Annotated in this window: 16 protein-coding genes; 6 read left to right on the top strand and 10 right to left on the bottom strand. The window is 63.6% G+C overall.

The window, feature by feature from the left end:
* Positions 1-19: 19 nt before the first annotated feature.
* Positions 20-1,396: a SagB/ThcOx family dehydrogenase gene (locus IF803_RS11850; RefSeq protein ID WP_461192269.1), complete on the bottom strand. Its 1,377-nt coding sequence runs from the start codon at positions 1,394-1,396 to the stop codon at positions 20-22.
* 92 nt (positions 1,397-1,488) lie between these two features.
* Entirely contained in the window at positions 1,489-3,735 is a 2,247-nt protein-coding gene (locus tag IF803_RS11845) for a TOMM precursor leader peptide-binding protein (RefSeq protein WP_461192254.1), read from the bottom strand.
* A 959-nt stretch (positions 3,736-4,694) separates the two neighbouring features.
* Here IF803_RS11845 and IF803_RS11840 point away from each other — a divergent pair.
* The 3 genes from IF803_RS11840 to IF803_RS11830 all read left to right on the top strand — a co-directional run bounded on the left by IF803_RS11840 (position 4,695) and on the right by IF803_RS11830 (position 6,921).
* Positions 4,695-5,564 (top strand): VOC family protein, encoded by an 870-nt coding sequence (locus tag IF803_RS11840; RefSeq protein ID WP_461192253.1) that lies wholly within the window; start codon positions 4,695-4,697, stop codon positions 5,562-5,564.
* A gap of 663 nt (positions 5,565-6,227) precedes the next feature.
* Positions 6,228-6,479, top strand: a complete 252-nt coding sequence (locus tag IF803_RS11835; RefSeq protein WP_028342576.1) for a C40 family peptidase — start codon at positions 6,228-6,230, stop codon at positions 6,477-6,479.
* A gap of 187 nt (positions 6,480-6,666) precedes the next feature.
* A complete protein-coding gene (locus tag IF803_RS11830) occupies positions 6,667-6,921 on the top strand; it encodes a hypothetical protein (RefSeq protein ID WP_461192252.1) in 255 nt (84 codons plus the stop codon).
* A gap of 3 nt (positions 6,922-6,924) precedes the next feature.
* Here the strand turns inward: IF803_RS11830 and IF803_RS11825 are convergent, their stop codons facing one another.
* On the bottom strand, positions 6,925-7,557 hold the full coding sequence (locus tag IF803_RS11825) for a TetR family transcriptional regulator (protein WP_461192251.1): 633 nt from the start codon (positions 7,555-7,557) through the stop codon (positions 6,925-6,927).
* Between the two features lie 93 nt (positions 7,558-7,650).
* On the opposite strand from IF803_RS11825, the gene IF803_RS11820 reads away from it, so the two are divergent.
* Positions 7,651-8,316, top strand: coding sequence for an O-methyltransferase (locus tag IF803_RS11820; protein WP_461192250.1), 666 nt, complete (start codon positions 7,651-7,653; stop codon positions 8,314-8,316).
* A gap of 25 nt (positions 8,317-8,341) precedes the next feature.
* Here IF803_RS11820 and IF803_RS11815 read toward each other — a convergent pair whose 3' ends face one another.
* The 3 genes from IF803_RS11815 to IF803_RS11805 all read right to left on the bottom strand — a co-directional run bounded on the left by IF803_RS11815 (position 8,342) and on the right by IF803_RS11805 (position 11,530).
* Positions 8,342-9,469, bottom strand: coding sequence for a TRAFs-binding domain-containing protein (locus IF803_RS11815; RefSeq protein ID WP_461192249.1), 1,128 nt, complete (start codon positions 9,467-9,469; stop codon positions 8,342-8,344).
* Positions 9,470-9,694: 225 nt separating this feature from the next.
* Complete coding sequence (locus tag IF803_RS11810) at positions 9,695-10,279, bottom strand: hypothetical protein (RefSeq protein ID WP_461192248.1); 585 nt, start codon at positions 10,277-10,279, stop codon at positions 9,695-9,697.
* A 111-nt stretch (positions 10,280-10,390) separates the two neighbouring features.
* Positions 10,391-11,530 (bottom strand): patatin-like phospholipase family protein, encoded by a 1,140-nt coding sequence (locus IF803_RS11805; protein ID WP_461192247.1) that lies wholly within the window; start codon positions 11,528-11,530, stop codon positions 10,391-10,393.
* A gap of 391 nt (positions 11,531-11,921) precedes the next feature.
* Here IF803_RS11805 and IF803_RS11800 point away from each other — a divergent pair, with 391 nt between their 5' ends.
* Positions 11,922-13,346 carry a toll/interleukin-1 receptor domain-containing protein gene (locus IF803_RS11800; RefSeq protein WP_461192246.1) on the top strand — a complete coding sequence of 475 codons (1,425 nt, stop codon included), beginning with the start codon at positions 11,922-11,924 and terminating at the stop codon, positions 13,344-13,346.
* Positions 13,347-13,386: 40 nt separating this feature from the next.
* Here the strand turns inward: IF803_RS11800 and IF803_RS11795 are convergent, their stop codons facing one another.
* The 3 genes from IF803_RS11795 to IF803_RS11785 form a co-directional block, all read right to left on the bottom strand.
* The gene (locus IF803_RS11795) at positions 13,387-14,112 is read right to left on the bottom strand and encodes a hypothetical protein (protein ID WP_461192245.1); all 726 of its coding nucleotides are present in this window, start codon (positions 14,110-14,112) and stop codon (positions 13,387-13,389) included.
* A gap of 108 nt (positions 14,113-14,220) precedes the next feature.
* Complete coding sequence (locus tag IF803_RS11790; RefSeq protein WP_461192244.1) at positions 14,221-14,463, bottom strand: hypothetical protein; 243 nt, start codon at positions 14,461-14,463, stop codon at positions 14,221-14,223.
* 126 nt (positions 14,464-14,589) lie between these two features.
* Positions 14,590-15,588 (bottom strand): NAD(P)H-dependent flavin oxidoreductase, encoded by a 999-nt coding sequence (locus IF803_RS11785; RefSeq protein WP_461192243.1) that lies wholly within the window; start codon positions 15,586-15,588, stop codon positions 14,590-14,592.
* A 66-nt stretch (positions 15,589-15,654) separates the two neighbouring features.
* Here IF803_RS11785 and IF803_RS11780 point away from each other — a divergent pair, with 66 nt between their 5' ends.
* On the top strand, positions 15,655-17,217 hold the full coding sequence (locus IF803_RS11780; protein ID WP_461192242.1) for an AMP-binding protein: 1,563 nt from the start codon (positions 15,655-15,657) through the stop codon (positions 17,215-17,217).
* Positions 17,218-17,396: 179 nt separating this feature from the next.
* Here the strand turns inward: IF803_RS11780 and IF803_RS11775 are convergent, their stop codons facing one another.
* Positions 17,397-19,523: an ATP-binding protein gene (locus IF803_RS11775; RefSeq protein WP_461192241.1), complete on the bottom strand. Its 2,127-nt coding sequence runs from the start codon at positions 19,521-19,523 to the stop codon at positions 17,397-17,399.
* Between the last annotated feature and the right edge of the window lie 131 nt (positions 19,524-19,654).

The raw sequence follows: 19,654 nt of genomic DNA, 5'->3' as shown, positions 1-19,654 counted from the left end.
CATTCGAAAGACCTCCGCTCTAGCTAGAGGGGGCCGGTTTCCTGCCGCGCCCGAGCGCGAATTGACCGACCGGGCTCTCCACGTGGAATTCAAGCCCCGTCATTTTTGCAAACAGATCGATGTTGCAGGTGCCGATTGCGCAGCCACCAAGGCCCATGTCGGTCGCCGTCAGATAGAATGTCTGGATCAGGTTGCCGACGTCCTTCAGGATCAGCGAATATGCGATTGAGCTGTATTTCCAGGAGATCCGCCCAAAGCGCGCGGCGATCGTGATCAAGACCTGCGGTGGACCGGATGCGTCCATGGCAAACTCGGCCGCCGTAGAAAGCTCTTGGAGTTGTTGGGCGGAGGTGTCGATCGCGACAAGCGCGTGGCTGCCGGCGTCATAGTGGTAAAGTCCACGTGCAAGCCCCCCGCAGTTCAAGACCGCCAAGTATAGTTCCAGCTCGTACGCGCCGCCTGCCGACGGATAGGGTCTTGCGCTGTAGGTGACCTCGGGATCGCCGTCAAAATCTGCGCCGATCTTCCATTCCGACAGCACGCGGGCTGTCGTGTCGAGAAACTGCGCGAGCTCGGCGAGCGTGACCGGATGCTGGTCGTCGAAATCTCGTATTGAATGGCGTTCGCGCAACAGCTTCGCGAAGTGCGAGACCGACCCCGACGTGGAGAATTTGCCGAGGTCGATCTTCTTGCCGGGCCAAGGCGGACGCACCGCGGGTAGCGGTGGAACGACGCCCGCATGGGTGAACGCGCCGCCAACTGGATTGGTGTGCCGGCCCTCCGTGCTCCGCGTATGAAACACGAGATCGTGGAAGTCCCAGAGAACGAGATTGCCGTCGCCTTCATTCACCCGAAGGCCGTCGCCGTCTTTCGCATTGAGCTTGATCAGCATCTTGCTGTCGGTCAGCAATCCGAGCAGATCGAGGTTCGCGGAGGCCGCATGGCGGCGAAGCTTGCTGATCTTCTGAGGCCGCGACAGGGCAGCGAGGGTGGCAGCGATGGCGGGATCGAAAATCCGAAACAGCACGCCGGCGCGCGGTGATTCCAGCACCATCTCGCTGCCGCGCCGGCGCAGATAGGCGAAGCGCGACAACACAATGGTATCACCGTTCCCCAGCTTTGCGCGTTGTGGCCAGTATTCGGCGACCTGCGGCTCGATGACCACGAGGTCTTGCTCGTCACGCGGAGAGTATAAGCGGTATTCGAGAAATCCATGCCCTGCCAGTCGCCGCACGAGGGCATGAACCTGCCTCGCGAGGACGCCTTTACCCGCAAAGGAGGCGAGCGGCAGGCCGCTGGTAAGATGTCCCGCACGGTCGACCGCTGCCGCACTGAATTGTCCCAGATTGATCGAGTAACCGCCCAAGCCTGCAGCGATGCTTCCGTCCGCCTGCATGTGAAGGGAGCAACGACCGTTCAATCGGGCGACGATGACGGGTGCGATCTTCCTGAGCTTCGTTTTCCGGAAGTTGCGCAACGAGCCAGCCTTCAGGTGTGTGGAAGGAATGGCGTGAGCTCGCTTTCCAGTCGCGGACGATTCAGCAACCCGAGCTTCATCGGAACATCGTAAAGTCGGCCGGGCGCGAAGCGGCGATAGAAATGTCGCAACCCCGGAACGAGCACTCTGACGACGGGCACCTGGACATCGGGCCGCGTCTGGTCGAGCACGAGGAAATCAAATCCCGCGCCGGTGGCAATCTCGATGCAGGCATTGACCTGGTCGCGCGCGTTGTCGTGAACCTTGAGGCTCGGCGCCGACGGCACGATCGGATTGTCGCTGGGGATCAGGAACGGATAATCGTCCAGTCGCAGCGGCGTGACACCGTCCAGCGTCGGCTTCTCGCCACTTCCGCCGCCCATCATGCCAATCGACATGAACTGGGTCAGCTCGGTGAGGGAACGCAGCAGGGCTATGCGGCGATCGAAATGCGAGCCGGAACCGAATTCGATATTTTCGTGCCCGTTCTGCGTCCAATGGATGATCGCCACGTAAGAGGGAATGCCGAGATCGCTGGTGACGTCGAGCACCCAAAGCCTGCGCCCCGCATCGGCAAGCTGGGCTTGCAGATCCCGCACATAGGGATCTTCGAATTGCGCGAGGTCGACTTCTGCACGGTGCAGCCGATTGTACCACCAGATCGCGTAGGCGTCGCGTTCGACCAGCTCGAGGAAGCCTTGAACGATGGCTTCCTCCCGGGTGTTGCCGGCCGCGCATCCGTTGGAATCCGTGTGGAAGCCGCCATAGAAGAAGTACAAGAGGCCCGTTGGAAGATGTTTGAAACGCTTGTCGCGTAACGACCAGACCGGCGACCACTCCGTCTTGGTCGAGGGATCGAGCGGCTCAGGCACCAGATGTGAATCGTCCGGCTGCGAGGTATGTCTGCTTTGAAACTGCGCGTCGCTGAAAAGCTGTACTTCGTTGGGAAGAAGAGCGTCGCCGGGAGCGAAATCGACAAAGCGGCGCTTCGTCCTGATCTCGTCCCCCTGGAAAATACCCGAATAGCGCTCGATCGCCTCCATCAACGCGCTTGCCTCGCCCTGCTCGGCTGTGGAGCCCTTGCCGAAGCTGCCGCCGCTTAATCCGGATCTGAGTTGGTCGACGTTCCAGGCCGGCGCCGAGAAATTGTGGTAGGCGAAAAAATTCGTGTTCATCGGCAGATCGGCCTCGATCCGCTCGAGCCGTGAGACGACGCCGGTCAGCGGACTGACGTGCTTGCGGAACCGTGCTACGGTGGCTCGCGACGTCACGGCGCGGTAACCGCCGCTGGTCATGACGAGCTTTCCGCCCTCCGCGATCTCGATCGGCGCTGCCGCCCGGCGCGGACTCTGCAGCTTCCTGCTGCCACAGGTAGGACACTGCGGGCGTCGCGCGACGTAATGCTTGGCAATGACGGCACCGGTCAGGTCGAAGCTTGCGATGTGATCGCGCAGATCGGTACGAAATCCCGAGGCAATCGCTTTTGCGATTTCAACAGCAGCGAAGTGGATGCCGATCTGTCCGACGGCGTCGCCGACCAGGGGCGATACGGCGACCACCTGCGCCGCTCTGCGATCGAGAAATCCCTTGATCTCCCGATTGCGTATCATGCGATCGAACAGGCAAGTCCAGCAGGCGCTCTCGCCCGGCTTGAACACGGGTCCCACCAGCGGAAACACGCCGGACGGCTGCGCCAGCAGCCAGGGCGTCCCATCGCCAAAGCGCTTTCCGTTCAATTCGACGAGCCGCCGGTCAAGATAGTCGTTCGCCAGTGTGATCGTGAGCTTGGGCGACCGCTTGGTGATCCGAACACCGAGCTTGCTCAAGGCCGCGGCAAGTTCGTTGGCGCCTTTGACATCGATCGCTTCGACCCGCACGGGGCAATCGCGGAGATTCTGTTTTGCGACCTCGGGGGGGAGGCCGAGACTCGCCCAATATCCATCGACGGCGCCTGCGAACGCGTGCGGCGCTCCGCTTACGACATATCGGCGCTCTAGCAGCCGCCTGATCGCTTCCTCGATCTTGTCGGCGGGAAAACTCTTTGAGAGCTGGCGAACGATCTCTGCTGCAGCCTTACCATTCTTGCCGATCGCCGCGGCCACCGCACAATAGAGATCACCGTGCAGGAAGAATTTGCGGTTCTCGGAATAGAGGCAGACCACATCGGGAGGAATCACATAGGCGGTGAAGTTCGGCGCGAATCGCAAAATGCCCTTGCGGCTCTGCTTCGCGGTGCGGCTCTTGCCATTGACTGTCATCGGGGCGGCACGCTGATCCTGTTGCTGTCACTTCCGATCGCCGGCGCGCGGCCGACCATTGGCATCGCGCGGCTTGTGCGCCGCGTTCGGCCACTGGCATTCTGCGAGCAATTTGGATCACACTCGCCCACCATCGGCAAGCTGATCAGCCAGGCGCGGCGAATGCATAACGAAGCAAAAATTTGGCCGGGTCGTTCGGGCGCCCGGCCAATAAAATCGCGACGTCTCGACGCCCAGCGCTAGCACCAGCGGCAGCGGCCCCAGGATGCACAGCAGCCTGCGCATGAGACCAATGGAACGCCTACGCCGATCCAACCAACGCCGCAGCCGCCACATCCACCGCAACCGACACCGCAGCGGCAGCCTCTGCAGGCCCTGCATCCTCCGCAACCCCTGCAGCCTCCGCAAGCTCTGGCGCCTCCGCAGCCACGGCAACCACCGCATCCCCGCGCGAGCAGCACGCGGCCTCCGACGCTTTCATCGTCGATGAGATTGAGGTGGAAGGTGGCGAGACTGACGTCGGCGAGTTCTTCCTCACTGAGCGTCGTCATATGGCCCGGCGCGAAGCTCGGCTTGTGTTGAACGTCGCCGGTGGGCACGGCGGAGGCATAGGCGCTGCCCGCAAGCGAAAAAGTCAGACCGGCTAATCCCAGCGCCGGTACCGCGGCGTTGGTCGTTCGCTTCTTTCTCGAAGCTTGCTTCGCTCGCTGCATGGCCGCATCCTCCCAGTTTGGAAGAAAGGACTTCCGAAGCACGATCTTACGCCGAGCGAACGAGGCAGACAAGAATTACGGTATACACAAAATGTAATAGAGCTCGTTCTGATTGCATTCATCTTCATGAACGATATCGCGCAATTTGGTCGATTAAATCGAGAATCCGCGCCCGTGGAGCGGATTGCAACGGGTGCAATTTGATGCAGTGCGCAATCGTCGGCCCGCTTGAACGGGGAAATTAGCTTGGTCGATCAACTCGGACGCTTCGCCTGGTATGAGTTGCTGACGACGAACATGCCGGCAGCAGCCGCATTTTATGGCAAGGTCATCGGCTGGGCGGTGGAAGATGCGTCGACTCCGGAATTCGCCTACACGCTGCTTACTGCAGGCGACGCCCCGACAGTTGGGCTCATGCATCTCCCGGAAGAAGGGCTGCGATTGGGAGCGAGGCCGAGATGGGTCGGCTACGTCGCCGTGGATGACGTGGATGCGAAAGCCGTGCAGATCCGCCGTCGTGGGGGCGCCATTCTGGTAACACCGACCGCCAGCAATATTGGCCGAATTTCGGTGGTCGCCGATCCGCAAGGAGCGACGTTTGCACTGGTTTCCGGGCTAACATATGGCCAACGGCAGTCCAGCGGATTGGACGAGCCTGGACGCGTGGGCTGGCACGAGTTGCTGGCTGAAGACCGGAGCAAGATCTTCCCGTTTTACGGCGAGCTTTTTGGCTGGCAGAAGGCTCACGCTGGAACCGGGCCGGCCGACCTGTATGAATTGTTCTCAACGGCCGGCCAGACGATCGGCGGAATGCTCACCAAACTTCCGAGCGTATCGCAACCCTGCTGGCTCTATTACTTCAATGTCGACGACATCGGCGCGGCTGCCAAGCGCGTTGATGCTGGCGGGGGCCGGGTCCTCCAAGGTCCAATCGAGTTGCCCGACGGTTGCTGGATCTTGCGATGTGCCGATCCCCAAGGCGCCCTGTTTGCGCTACAGGGAGCCTGGGATCAGAAAGGCACCGGGCGACCTTCCGCCTCGGAAGTCAATTGGTCCGCCAGGTGGGGTGATGTCGCTTCACAGGGCAAATTGGTCCTTCACAAGACGAAGCGATAGGTCGGAACGTTTCGACCTTGTCCGCAGCAGAATTATATAGGTATTTAAATTAGGTAGAGGTGCGCAATCGTATTCTGAATGGTGCACCACGCTTAGCCCTTGCGGGCTTCGCGTGGCGCGGCCATGCGATGGCCGCAAGGGCGAAGCGTGTCCGGCGGAGCTTGAGCAACGCGAAAGCGAATACGGACTGGCGCCTCCCAAGAAGCTCTCTCACTGGTTCATGATCGGCGGCTTATCCTTGGCGGACCTGAGGCTCGGCAACGCGTCCTCGTCCGGACAGCCCAACCGCGGTGATCAAATTACCGGCCATCGCGCGGACCACGCCTGAAGTCTTCGGCAGCGTCGCGGCCGCCGGACGAGACGTGCCGGCCATATTTTGGCCATAGCCCGTTTCTTAAACGCCTGCGCGGGCCATGCCCCGCCTTCGTTTTGCGTCGCCTGACCGATGCGGTCGCTTCGCAAGCCAATCGCAGATCATCGCTGCGCTTCCCCCTACAACATGGATGGTCTGCCAACAGCAAGAAGGACTTTGTAATGCGTAAACTTCTAGCCGCTGTGGCGGTTCTTTTGGCGTTCGCTTCAACTGCCGAAGCCCGCGGCCGTCACCATCATCACCGGCACTATGCACATTCCGGTCGCCCAGCCGCGTGGTGCGGGTGGTTCATGCGCACCCAGGTCGGCAGCGATCCCGGTCCGCAATTCAATCTGGCCCGATCCTGGGCGCGCTACGGCAGCAATGCCGGCGGCCCTTCGGTCGGCACCATCGTGGTTTGGCGCCACCACGTCGGCAAGATCGTGGGTCAGGAGAACGGCCAGTGGATCGTGCAGAGCGGCAACGACGGGCATGCCGTGCGCACGCGGCCGCGCTCGCTGGCCGGCGCCATCGCGTTTCGAAATGCCTACGCTTCGTTCTAAAGCGCGATGAGATTGGGTCGAATCGTCATCGCGCTTTAGCCTCTTGTTTGAGCATGATCTCCGCGCAAACGCGTTGCGTTTGTCGCGAGGGAAAACCGCTGCGCACTTTTTCCGGATCATGCTTGGGGAACCTCGACGCTTCAGCTGACATGCGAGCTTGCGACACCCGGCGGTATACGAACCGTTCATGATCGCGGCTTACGCTGAAGCGGGGTTTCGCCCTGAAGCCCTCAGACGGGCGCCGTCATCTGTGTTGACCAGATGGCGGCGCCTTTTTCAGGAGCGAATTGGCTTGCCCCAGAAATCGAAAAAAGTCGCGACGCCCTCCCAGACGGTTTCTTACTGGTCGGCGGCTTACGTGAGTTTCCGCAACGGCGTGACGGTTTTAGCCGTGACCTGCGGCGTGCTCGGATTTCTGCTGGTCGCCAAGCACTATCTGTGAACTTCAGCGCTTTCCGAGACTCCTGAGATACGCGCAGAACATGTCAGCCATGGCGTCGGCATAGGCTTTGATCTCCGCGGGCGCTCGCGGGCTCTCCGAAAAATCCTTGCCCACCGTGCTCAGCGTCGTCGTGATCAGATCGCCGGCCATCGCGCGCACCGCGTCGGACGCTTGCGGCAATGCCTCGCGCATGAAGGCTTCGACGATGCGCTCGCCCGATGCCCGCGCTTCGCGCGCCTCGGGCGCATCGCGATAGAGCGGCGCGGCGTCGCTGAGCGCGACGCGCACCGCGGCCTCCTCGCATTCGGAGCGGATGAAGGCGTGCACCAACGAACGCAGCCGATCCAATGGCGGCCGCTTGGCATCCTCGAGGATGTCACGCAGCAGGCGCGTGGTCTGCCGCCACTCGTCGCTCTGCAACCGGAACAGGATCGAGGCCTTGTTCGGGAAATACTGGTACAGCGAGCCGACGCTGACGCCGGCCTTCTCGGCCACCCGCGCCGTGGTGAAGCGCTGCGCGCCCTGCTTCGTCAAAACCTGAACAGCCGCATCGAGAATCGCCGTGACGAGCTCGGTCGAGCGGGCCTGTTGCGGCTGTTTTCGCGAGGAAATTGAGGAGCTTCGCCGTTCGGTCATGGACGTCCTGGGGAATGCGATTAGCGAATGCGAATAATTATTCGTATTTCTGGCGAGGCGCAAGGACGCGCCGCTTTCACACCGGAGACCGACATGACCACCCTCATTTCACCCACGCTCGCGGGCCTGCTCGAGCGCCTGTTCGCGCAAGCCTCCGCTGCGGTCGAGGAAACCCGGCTCGCGGTGGCCGACCTTTCCGACACCGAACAGGCGCGCCTGATGCGGAGCAAGACCGACTACCGCGCGCTGTACGGCCGGCTCAGCAATGTGCCGCTCGCGGTCTCGCGCGAGACCGGCGCGCTGCTCTACATGCTGGCGCGCGGCAGCCGCGCGCGGAACATCGTCGAGTTCGGCACGTCATTCGGCATCTCGACACTGCACCTTGCCGCAGCGCTGCGCGACAATGGCGGCGGGCGCCTGATCACCAGCGAGTTCGAATCGTCCAAGGTGGTGCGTGCGCGGGACAATCTCGTCGCCGGCGGGCTCCATGACCTTGTCGAGATCCGCGAGGGCGACGCACTCCAGACGCTGCGCACGGGCATGCCCGATACGATCGACCTCGTGCTGCTCGACGGCGCCAAGGCGCTCTATCCCGATATCCTCGATCTCGTGGAGAGCTGTCTGAAGCCGGGCGCCCTCGTCGTCGCCGACAACGCCGACGACAGCCCCGACTATCTGGCGCGCGTGCGCTCGCCGGCGAACGGCTACATGTCTGTACCGTTCGGCGAGGACGTCGAGCTGTCGATGCGGCTCGGCTGAGGCGGATGACGAGAGAAGCGCGCGATCAAGCCGTCTTGATCCTGTCGATGATGGCGGACAATCGCGCGCGCTTTGCGGGATCGGCGACGTATTGGAGACTGGCTTCGAGGTCGCGAAGGACACTGCTCACTTTCCATTTCGCTTGCCCCTCGGCAACCACCTGCATTGCCAGTTCCTCGGCCTTGTCGGGATCACCAAGGTCAAAGGCCGCGGCAAGCTGCGTCGGGCGCAGCCATTCGTCGGCAAGTTGCAATCGTCTGGCCCGTTCGCAGGCGGCAATCGCGACCCGCACAGTGGCCTGCGCAAGATCCTCGTCGCCCGGGTTTCCCCGGGCGCGATAGAGACGGGGCAGGTTGCTGGAGCAATAATAGGCGTTGAGATCGAGCTCCATACCCTGCTGATAACAGTCGATCGCCTTCTCGAGCTCCTCCTTGCGGCGAGGAGAGTCGGCTGGTGCGCCTCTGGCGAGGCGTTTGTGGCGGCCACCCATCAAGCCGAGCCGTTCCGGCGTCAGCCCCGCGAAATCAATCAATGTCTGTATCTCGGCTATGGCCTGGATGTCGTCGCCGGCCTGGGCCGCGGCAAATGCACGATTCTCCTGCACTTCAGGCTCGTTGGCGAAGCGGTCGGGAAGTCTGCCGATGAAATCCAGCACGATGTTCCAGTCGGCGGCATCATTGACGCAGTCGCGCAGCATCAGCAACAAAGCGAGCGCCTTTGCATAAGTGGCGGGCGGACTTCCCTCGGTCGCGATCAGCGCTTGGGCCCGCGCCATGCGCTGATCCGTGGGCGCCGCGCGCACCGCGCGTATCTTGGTCTGAAACGCGGCTTGCTCGGCGAGCTGGCTCCGCATCGTCATCGCCTTGCGCGGGTCGACATTGTCTGGATAGCCCGGGATCGACTGGTGCATCGGCGAAATCCCGTCAGCAAGCGCCTTGATGGGCGCCTTGATCGCGGCCTGCATGGCTGCCGCGGTCGCCTCGGTGATCTCGCCCTCGGGCAACGGATAGCGGACGGTTCGCATCTGCACGACATCGAACAATTGTTTGGACCAGTCGGCAGCAAGCAACACACACCCGGTCTTTTGCGATGCGTGGCGGATACCGACCTCGTAATAGACATTGCCGTTCGGAATCGTCATGTCGGCGAGCACGAGATCGGCAAAGTAGATCCGTTCCAGCATTTCACTGACGATCAATGCGCTGGTGTCCTGGTCGGCACGCACCGGCTGATAACCGAGCGCCTTGATCGCGGGTACGTAGGCGCGATCCCACAATGCGTTAAAATCGATCTCGGCTGGACCAAACTTGGGATCGGCCTGGGTCGGCTTGCGGCCATAGGGCATGATCATGAAACACGACGGCATATCGCAATTCCTTCAGTCCCATAGTTTCTTCGTATCCAGCCAGTAAACCCACGTCGTCTTGCGCCCGGCCTCATCCATCAGGTGCTTGGCGCCGCCGGGACCATCGCCGCCTTCGCCATTCCACAGGCAGACAAAGGCGAGCTTCCTGTCGCCAAATCGGGCGGCCCGTTCCAGCATCCATTGATTTTCGCGCTCATAGGCGTTTTCACCGGCCGGCAGCGGCCCCAGTTCGTCGGGCATGACATGGAGCGTGGCTCGCGATTTCGCCGCGAGATAGCGCGCACGCCAGTTGCCGCCAGCGAAATCGACCGAGCCGGCAAGGAACGTCGGTTCGTCGAATGGAATATAGATTTCAAGCTGCATGCCCTTCGCGAGGGCAGCTTCCGCAAACAACAGATCGCCGCCGCAGGCGCCGCCGCAAATGGCGAGATCACCCTTGGTAACACCGATCTTCGCAAGCGCGTCGGCGATCGCAGCGGCCGCAACAGGCTCCTTGTCCGGCGGAAAGCGTGGCGTTTTTCGATCTGGCGCATCGATCATGTGACCGCTGAAGAGAACCACTGCGTTTGGCGATCCGGCGCTTTGCTCTGTGGTCATCGTGACACCCAGCTCGTGATGGGATCATTGTGTCTCGATGACGAACTTATCTGAAGGCGAATTCCTTGTCGAAACCGGGATCCGAGTGGCGGGACGCCGCGCTGTGCGGCATCACGTGAGATCGAAGGCCGGCGGGAAGTGTTCCGGCTTGACCTGTCTGACGGCTGCGAGGCGTCCGATCTCGGCAAGCTCGTCCATGTTGTTCGGGTCATCCATCGCGGCGATCTTCGCAAGCGCGTCCGGCGTCCGGTCGATCGCGACCGTCTTCTTCAACCAGGTGGTTTCCAGCAGCACGTTGTAGCGCGCATAGGTCGCGAGTTGCGGTCCGCCCCGGCTGTCCGCCACCATATCTTCCACCGCGCGATCGATCGACCAGGGCGTCAGGCAGTTGGTCAGCCATTGCAGCATGCCGTGATTATTCCGTCCGCAATCATCCATGAGCGATTGCAGCGAGCGCAGGCCCTGCTCGGCCGCCGGCATGTGAACGATCTCCTCCGTCGAGAAGGTCGACTTGAACACGCCGGTGCCCGCCGAGATGAGTAGGAGATTGTCCCTGCCGGTTGGCCAGCGAAAGCCATGGCCATGGAGCGACGCCAGCATCAGGAGCTGCAGCGCAGGATCGTTGAACGGGCTGACGCCGCCATCGACGAAGGCCCCGCTGACCGCGCCGCCGGAGCGCGACGAGATCGTGATCTCCTGGGGACTGAAATAGGTCGGCGCCGCGGTGCTGGCGCGCACCACTTGCGTCAGCCGCAGCCCGCCGTCCTGCTTGGCAAAGATCGCATCCGGATGGTTGTGCAGCGGCCAGGGACTGCCGGTATCGAGCCGCTTGGTCATGATCATCAGGCCGGTACGGATGCGATCGCTGCCGAGCGAGGTGTCGGCGCCGAGCTGCGCGTCGAGAGCGTGCTGCAGGGCATCCGACTTGAATTTCGGCGCCAGCAGCCCGCGCCGCCAGAACGAACCCCGGAAGACGTCGGTGCCGATGCCGCGATAGAGCTGCTTCAACGCGTCGGCCGTCATTCCGCAGGCCAGTCCGGCAGCGATGATCGATCCGGTCGAGGTGCCGCCGATCAGATCGAAATAATCGCAAAGCAGGAGATCGCTGTTGCCGAACCGCTTGCGCAACATCGCCTCGATGGCGCTGACATATTCGAGCGTCAGGATGCCACGGATGCCGCCGCCATCGAGCGCCAGTATCCGCTTCGGCCCGAGTGCACGATCGAGATGCTGCTGCTTGGTTTTCGGCATAACTGCCCCCCGACTATGACTTTTGCTGATCGCGATACGGACGACCGATCACGGCCGAAGGCTCAATTGGTCGCGCGCCCGCGCAAACGGCGCCAAGGCATAAAATGAAGCGATGCGTTCGACACATCAGCTGAGTTTCGAAAAATTTTAGCCAGTCCATTCCGGAGCCCGACAAGCGTCGCGCGCCGGGTCCCTGGGTATCTTGCACATGGCACACCCTAAGGTATAGTGAGATAAATCACTGGCAGGCGGTTTTTCTTTTTCGCGCCCGGCGATCGCAGATTTCAGAGACGAGCTATCATTGAGCTCGCGGCAGGATGTGCAGCCGCGGGATTCAGCCGATGAGACACGGCCAGCCGTCGCATAAGATTCATGCAGATCGGGTTTTGCCATGCCAAATGATTTCTCGGTGTTTATCAGCCATCGCGCCGAAGACAGATTTCTCGCGCGCCTGCTCAAGGCGCGGCTCGAATATCTCAGCAGCCTGGACGGCCAGCGTCCGGTGGAATGCTTCGTCTGCGAGGAAATTCCCGGCGGCTCCGAATGGCGGCAATGGATGATCGACAACACGGCGAAGGCCGATTGCCTGATCTTCATCCACACCAATGCCGAGCACAATTGGACCTGGTGCGCATCCGAGATTGCCCAGTTCGACGGTTACAAGCGCGCGCTGAAGCTCATCTCCAAGGTGCTGTGGTTCTCGGTCGACTCTTCGCCTTCGTTTCCGATGCTGGCGGAGAACGAGTTCTACGGAATCGGCGAGGACGACGTCCGGCGATTCCTCGAAGATCTGTTCGTGAAGCCGACCTTCGGTCCTGCGCCGCTGCGGCCGCGACTGAACGCCAACTACGCGCCCAAGTTCAACGAGGCGGCGAAGGACATTCACGCGCAGTTCCTGCAGATCACCCGCCCGGAAGAGCTGTTCCGCCTGCGGCTTCGCATCGTGTTCAGCGACGAATTGTCGTTCCGCCAAAAGGCCGAAACGCTCAGGCCATTGCCCCCCGCCGATCGCGCGCGCGGCTTCCTCAGGGATGCCGTGCTGGAGGCGGATGCCGGCACCACCACGCTGTTGTCCGGTCCCGATACGGCGGAGCTCGACTGGGAGGATCTGCTCCGCGCGCAAAACCGCTACGACAGCGGGGCCTGGCTCGATGAGCTGACGAGCTATGTCGCGAACTCGTTCGCCGACGTGGATATCGCCAGCCGGCGCGGCCGCGAGCAGGTCCTCAGTCCGATCTTCCGCGATCTGAAGCTGTATCAGCCTGTCATCGCCCGGCTCGAATATCTCGACAGCACGCCGTTCTCGATCGTCATCATCTTCGTGCCGATGCCGCCATTCAGCGAGGATCCCCGCCTGATGGTCGCGCAGAACATGCCGAAGGACATCGTCTTCCTGTCGATCCTGCTGCGACTGGCGCGACGCTTCCGGTGGTCGTTCCTCGAGCCGCTATACAACGCCGTCGAGGGCCTGGACGATGACTTCAGCGCCAAGCGATGGGACGATCTGCTGGAGCGCTACCACGAATGCCTGGAAAACCTGGATTCGATCCTGCGACAGGGCAATATGCGCGAGCTCGAAACCGTCGGCGACATCAAGTCGGCGATCAACATCTCCGACGATGCGCTGCTGAAGGAGATGTTCAAGGATTGGGGGACGTTTCAGACCCGGCTGGCGCAGGCCATCGAGAAGAAGTCGCCAAGCGACGTCAGGCAGACGCTCGAGCCCTGGCTGAAGCGCAACAAGGACTTCATGAAACAGCTGCTCGTCGAAACCCAGGGCAAGGTGGAGAAGCTGCGGCCGCTGGAGGCCCGCTAGAGCACACGGAGCGCAGAACCGGCTCGGCCGGACCCTGCGCTCAGATCATCGCAGCGACGCGTTCCAGGCCGATCAGGCGCGCCAGCGAACGAACCTCGTTCTTCTGATCCTCGCGGAGCTGGAACAGCAGCGGCATCGCCGCCGACTTCAGCTGCTGGACCTCCTCGGAGTCCGGATCGATCGGCATGCTGCCGGATGCGGGATCGCCCTGACGCTTGGCGTGGATCTTGCGGGCGACGGCGCGCAATGCGGTCTCGACCGCCGGCCAGTAATATTCCTGCGACGACGACAGCTTGAGGCGGTCCTTGATGCCGGCGATCTGGGCGTCGCTCAGCAGCGCATAGGTTTTCTGCAGCGCCGGCTTGGCCGCAGCCTTGGGCTTCGGCGGCGCGGGGGCGACCGGCGCGGGCTCGGCGGCCTTCGGCTGAGCCGCATCGACGGGGTCGGTGATCTTCGGCAGGCCGATATCGGCGGGCTCGACGGAGGCATAGGCCTGGCGCACCGTATCGGTCGCGCCCGGAATTGCGGCTTGCGCCCGCAACAGGAGCGGAGACGGATTGGCGGGAGGCTCAATCGGGTGGGGCGCCTCAAACGAGGCCGCGGCAAGCGTCGTGACGGCGAGCTTGTCCTGCTTGCTGGCACGGTTGGCGACCGGGCCAACGTCGGCCTGCGCCGCCGGCAGGCTGTCACGCCCCAAAATGGCTGTTATCGCGACGCCGGCGAGGAGGAAGCATGTCAGCGCGGCGAAGGTGATGGCTCTGGTCAAAAACTACTCCATTGCCGGCCGGTGTCGCTGCAAACTGCGCGTGAAATGCGGCGGTACCGTGCCGTGACGACGCCAAATAGGTGAAATTGTCCCGAAACGGCCGGAAAATCAGGCCGCGGCATCAAGCTCATAGGCCTCCTGGATGTCGGCGACGATCTCGTGCGCCGTCCAGAGGGCGCCGGGCTGGACCGTGTGCAGGCTGACCGTCCAGTTGGTGCGGCGGGTGCGCGGCGTGCTGACGATGTCGAATTCGACCTGACGGCACAGCGGATGCCGCTGCAGGGCGTAGAACACCCGGGTCCGGAGCTCGTCGAGCGTTGCCGAGGTCTTGGAGAGCGCCTCAAGGGCCATGTCGCATTCCCACAAACTGCCGGGCGGCCAGCCGTGGCGGCCCGTGGCTGTATTGTTGGGACTGGCATGGTTAATGCCGCGTTAAGCGGGCGAGCGGGATTTGAGCGGCTGCTGTTTCGCGGCGGATCAGGCGAGCCGCACCCGTCCGCTCGCCGCCTCATACTCCGCGATCGTCTGCGCGACGAGCTCGTCGACGCCGAGCACCCCGGTGACCCCGGAGGTGGAATGACCACCGCTCCAGATATCGCGCCAGCGTTTGGGGCGGCTCTCGCGGGCGCCGATGTCGATGTCCTTGCCGATGTCGATCGCGCCGCGTGCCGGCAGGTCGTCGGGATCGAGACCGGCGGCCTCGATCGAGGGCCGCAGCATGTTGGTCTGCAGGCCGGTGAACGCCGTCGTGAGCAGGATGTCGTCGGCGGTGGAGTCGACCAGCATCTGCTTGTACCTGCCGTCCGCCATGCTCTCGCGCGTCGCGATGAACTTGGTGCCCATATAGGCGAGGTCGCAGCCGAGCGCCTCTGCGGCGCGCAGCGCGTGGCCGTCGCTGATGCCGCCGGCCAGCACGATCGGGCCGTCGAAGAATGCGCGCACCGCGCGGACGAACACGAACGGATTGAGCCAGCCGGTCTGCCCGCCGGCGCCCGCGGTGAGCAGCACGAGCCCATCGGCCCCCGCCGCTGCCGCGCGCTCGGCATGACGGATCGAGGCGACGTCGGCGAAAACCAGCGCGCCTGCATCGTGCAGCGGCGCCAGCACCGGCGCCGGCGAGCCGACCGAGGTGATCACAAGCTCGGGCTCGTGCCGCAGCAGCACCGCGAGATCCTGGGCCAGCCGCGTGTTGGAGCGATGCACGATCAGGTTCGGGCAGATCGGCGCCGCCGCCCTGCCGCTCGCGTCGGCATGCACCTGCAGGCGGCGCGCGATGTCGCCGAGCCACGCATCGAGCTGTTCCGTCTCACGGCAATTCACCGTCGGAAACGAACCGATCACGCCGTTGCGGCAGGCGGCTACCACCAGCTCGACACCGGAGACCAAGAACATTGGTGCTGCAATCAGCGGCAGCCGGAGGCGATCGCGAAAACGCGCGAGAAGATCGGCGGACAAGATGTTTCTTCCCATCATCATTGTGTTAGCGTTGCCGCCAACATTGGCACGACAAAAGCCAAAGACAAAGGCGGGAGGGACAACGAGATGAGCAATCCGCTCTATGCATTTCCGGCAGTGTGCGAACAGACCTTGCGGGCGCTGGCGCGCTATCCATCGCGCACCGCCTTCGCATGGCCGGGCGGATCGCTCAGCTATCAGGGCGCGACCGACCTGATCGGACGAATGCAGGGCGTGTTCATGCGGCTCGGCTTTGCGCCTGGTACCCGCGTCGCGCTGCTCACCGCCAACCGCGCCGACAGCTGGTGCGCCGGCGTTGCCGCGCAATTGTCGCGGCTCGCGATCACCTGGCTGCATCCGCTGGGCTCGCTCGACGACCAGCTGTTCCAGATCGAGGATTCCGAAGCGCAGATGCTGATCGTCGACGGCATCACGTTTCGCGATCGCGGCGGCGAGCTTGCGACGAAGGCACAGGGCCTGAAGACCGTGTTCACGCTCGGCCCGGCGGATTACGGCGCCGACCTGTTGCAGGTGGCCGAGGATGCCGGCAGCGCGAGCGCGAAGAGCTTCGCGCGCGAGGACGACATCTCGACCTTGAACTACACCGGCGGCACGACAGGCAAATCCAAGGGCGCGCTGCGCTATCACCGCGAATATGGCGGCTTCGCCGCCGCCATCCTCGCCGATTTCGAGATCCCGGAGACGCCGCGCTACCTCACGGTGGCGCCGATCAGCCATGTCGCCGGCACCAAGATGCTGCCGACGCTGATGCGCGGCGGCACGGTGCACATGCTGAAAGGGTTCGATCCGGAGGCCGTGTTCACGACCATCGCGCGCGAGAAGATCAACTTCACGCTGTTCGTGCCGACCATGATCTATGTGATGCTGGATCATCCCGCGCTCGACAAGGCCGACCTCTCCTCGCTCGAGCTCCTGCTCTACGGAGCGTCCGCGATGTCGCCGAGCCGGCTGGTCGAAGGCATCGAGCGGATCGGCCCGGTGTTCTCGCAGCTTTACGGCCAGACCGAATGCTATCCGGTCTCGGTGCTGCGCAAGGCGGATCATGACCCGAGAACGCCGGACCTGTTTTTGTCCTGCGGCTTCCCGATCACCGCCTGCCAGGTGAAGATCCTCGATCAGGACGACCAGGAGGTCGCGACCGGCGAGGCCGGCGAGATCTGCGTGCGTGCCACGCATGTGATGGCCGAATACTGGAAGCGGCCCGACATCACGGCGGAGACGCTGAAGAGCGGCTGGCTGCACACCGGCGACATCGCGCGCAAGGACGAGCGCGGCTACATGTTCATCCTCGACCGCAAGAAGGACATGATCGTCTCCGGCGGCTTCAACATTTTTCCGCGCGAAGTCGAAGATGTCTTGTCGCAACACGCCGACGTCGCGATGGTCGCCGTGGTCGGCGTGCCCGACGACAAATGGGGTGAGGCCGTCACCGCCGTCGTGGTCGCGCGCGAGGGCGCTGTGCCCGACGCCGACGAGCTGATCGGACTGGTGAAGGCGAAGAAGGGCTCGGCGCACGCGCCGAAGCAGATCCAGTTCGTCAAGGAGCTGCCGATGACGGGCGTCGGCAAGGTCGACAAGAAGGTGCTGAAGGCGCGCTTCTGGACCGGCCGCGACCGCATGGTGGGGTAGGATGCTCGCACGACGATTGCTGGTCCCGTCATCCCCGCGCAAAGGCTTCGCCTTTGTCGCTGGAGGTGCGCGCTCTCGCGCGCCTCGAAGGATGCACGGCCCTGATGTTTCAGCGCGCGCTATCTCCGCTTGCGGCACCAGCCGGGCCGGCACCCTTCGAGGCTCGCTCCGCTCGCACCTCAGGGTGACGGGGAGAGAGTGGAAGGTGCGGTAAGATCGTCAGTGCCGGTCGCGGCCGCACGCTGCTGCATCCCCTGCGCCAGCAACCGATCGAGCCGGTCGCGCAACTGATCCTGGTGGTAGGGCTTGGCCAGCCGCGGCAGGTCGACCTGGGTGCCGTCGGGCAGTTCGGCATAGCCGGTGGCGAGCAGGACCAGGAGCTGCGGCCTCACCTTGCGCGAAGCCGCGGCGAGTTCGATGCCGGTCATGCCGGGCATCACGTGATCGGTCATCATCAGGTCGATCTCCTGGTCGCTCCTGAGGATCTCGAGCGCCTGCGGTCCGGAATTGACGCCGATCACACGGTGACCGAGGTCCTCCAGCATTTCCATGGTGGACATCGCGATCAACGGATCATCGTCAACCAGCAGGATCACCGCTGAGCGCTTGACCGTCTGCGCCGCAGGCGCCGGGCTCTCGACTTCCGGCACCGCGGTTGCAACCGGCAGCACGAGCGCAGCCGTGGTGCCCTTGCCGACCGCGCTCGACAACTGCAGCTCGCCGCCGAGCTGCACGGCGAGCCCATGCACCATCGAGAGGCCGAGCCCGGTGCCCTTGCCCACCGGCTTCGACGAGAAGAACGGCTCGATCGCGCGCTTCAGCACGTCCGGCGACATGCCGGTGCCGCTGTCGATCACCGAGAGTTTCAAATAGTCGCCAGGCTGCAGCGTCGGATCATTCTTCGCCTGCCAGGCCGCGAGGCGGATCTCGATCAGGCCGCCATCCGGCATCGCGTCGCGTGCATTGATCGCAAGGTTGAGGACCGCAAGCTCAAGCTGGTTGCTGTCGACGCAGGCCAGCGGCAGCCTCTCGGGAATGTCGAGCCGCAGCATGATGCGCGGTCCGAGCGAGCGCTCGAGCAGATTGCTCATATCGCGCACCAGCGCGCCGAGATCGACCGGCACCGCGCGCAGATCCTGCTGCCGCGCGAATGCCAGCAGCCGCTGCGTCAACGACGCGCCGCGCTCGGCGCCCTGCAATGCGCCGTCGACCAGACGACGCAGGCGCGGATCCTCCGGCATCCGCTTGCGCAGCAGATCGAGATTGCCCATCACCGCCATCAGCAGATTGTTGAAGTCGTGCGCGACGCCGCCGGTGAGCTGGCCGATCGCCTCCATCTTCTGCGCATGGCGGAGCTGTTCCTGCGCCCGCTCGCGCGCGGCGACCTCCTTCATCAGGTCGGCGGTGCGCTGCTCGACCCGCTGCTCCAGCGTCGCGGTGAGTTCGGCAAGCGCGGTGCGCTCGGCGGCGAGCTGCGCCAGCAGCGCCTCGCGCTCGATCTCGGCGGTCTTGCGCGCGGTGATGTCGGAGCAGACGCCGACCAGCGAGCGGATGCCGCCGTCGGGCCGCCGCACCGCACGGGCGCGGACGTCGACCCAGTGCTCGGTGCCGTCGGGCCAGATGTTGCGGTATTCGATCCGATAGTCCGAGCCGGTGCGCAACGTTTGTTCGACGATCTCGCTCCGGCGGGCGCGGTCGTCGGGATGCACCGCGTCCAGGAGATCCTGATAGGTGAAGGGATCGCCCGGCCTGCGCCCGAAATAGGTCTTGCAGGTCGGCGACGCCTCGAGCTCGAAATCCGGCAGATGGAGCTCGAGCGCGCCAAGATGACCGGCATTGAGCGCGGTCTGCAGCAGACCTTCGCTCTCGGTCAGATCCTCGAGGATCTGGCGGGTCTGGTATTGACGGCGGCGGCCGCGCACCGTCGCGGCGACCAGGCTTACCAGCGTGGTCGGATGAAACGGCCGCTCGATGAAGGTGACATTGCCGAGCGCTCGGCCGAGCCGCGCGGCTTCGGGATTGCGCTCGGATCCCCCCTTCTCGCTGATCAGCACGATAGGAAAGTCCGACCATGACGGCTGCTCGTTCAGCCAGTGCGTCAGGCCGGCGAGGTCGGCCGCCCTGATCACCTCGTCGGCGATGATGGCAAGGCCCGCCCCGTTCGCGATCTGGCGTTCGAGCTCGGCGAGGTCACCGCAGATGTTGGCGTAATAGCCGGCTTCCTTGATCAGGTGGGCAGTCTTGACGGCGTCCCGCTCGCTCGCGGCGAGGATGACCGCGCGTTCCGAGGACGGACCAGGCTTCATCGCGTCTGTCCCTGCGGCGGCCGGCCGTCGACACCGGCCGGCACATCACACAACCGCCGGACGGCCATGGCCACGATGCCGGCGGCGGGATCAATACGCATCATGGGACCCCCTAACGGGAGCGAAACTCG

The organism is Bradyrhizobium sp. UFLA06-06 (assembly GCF_054820065.1).
This window is presented reverse-complemented; position numbering and strand designations above follow the sequence as displayed.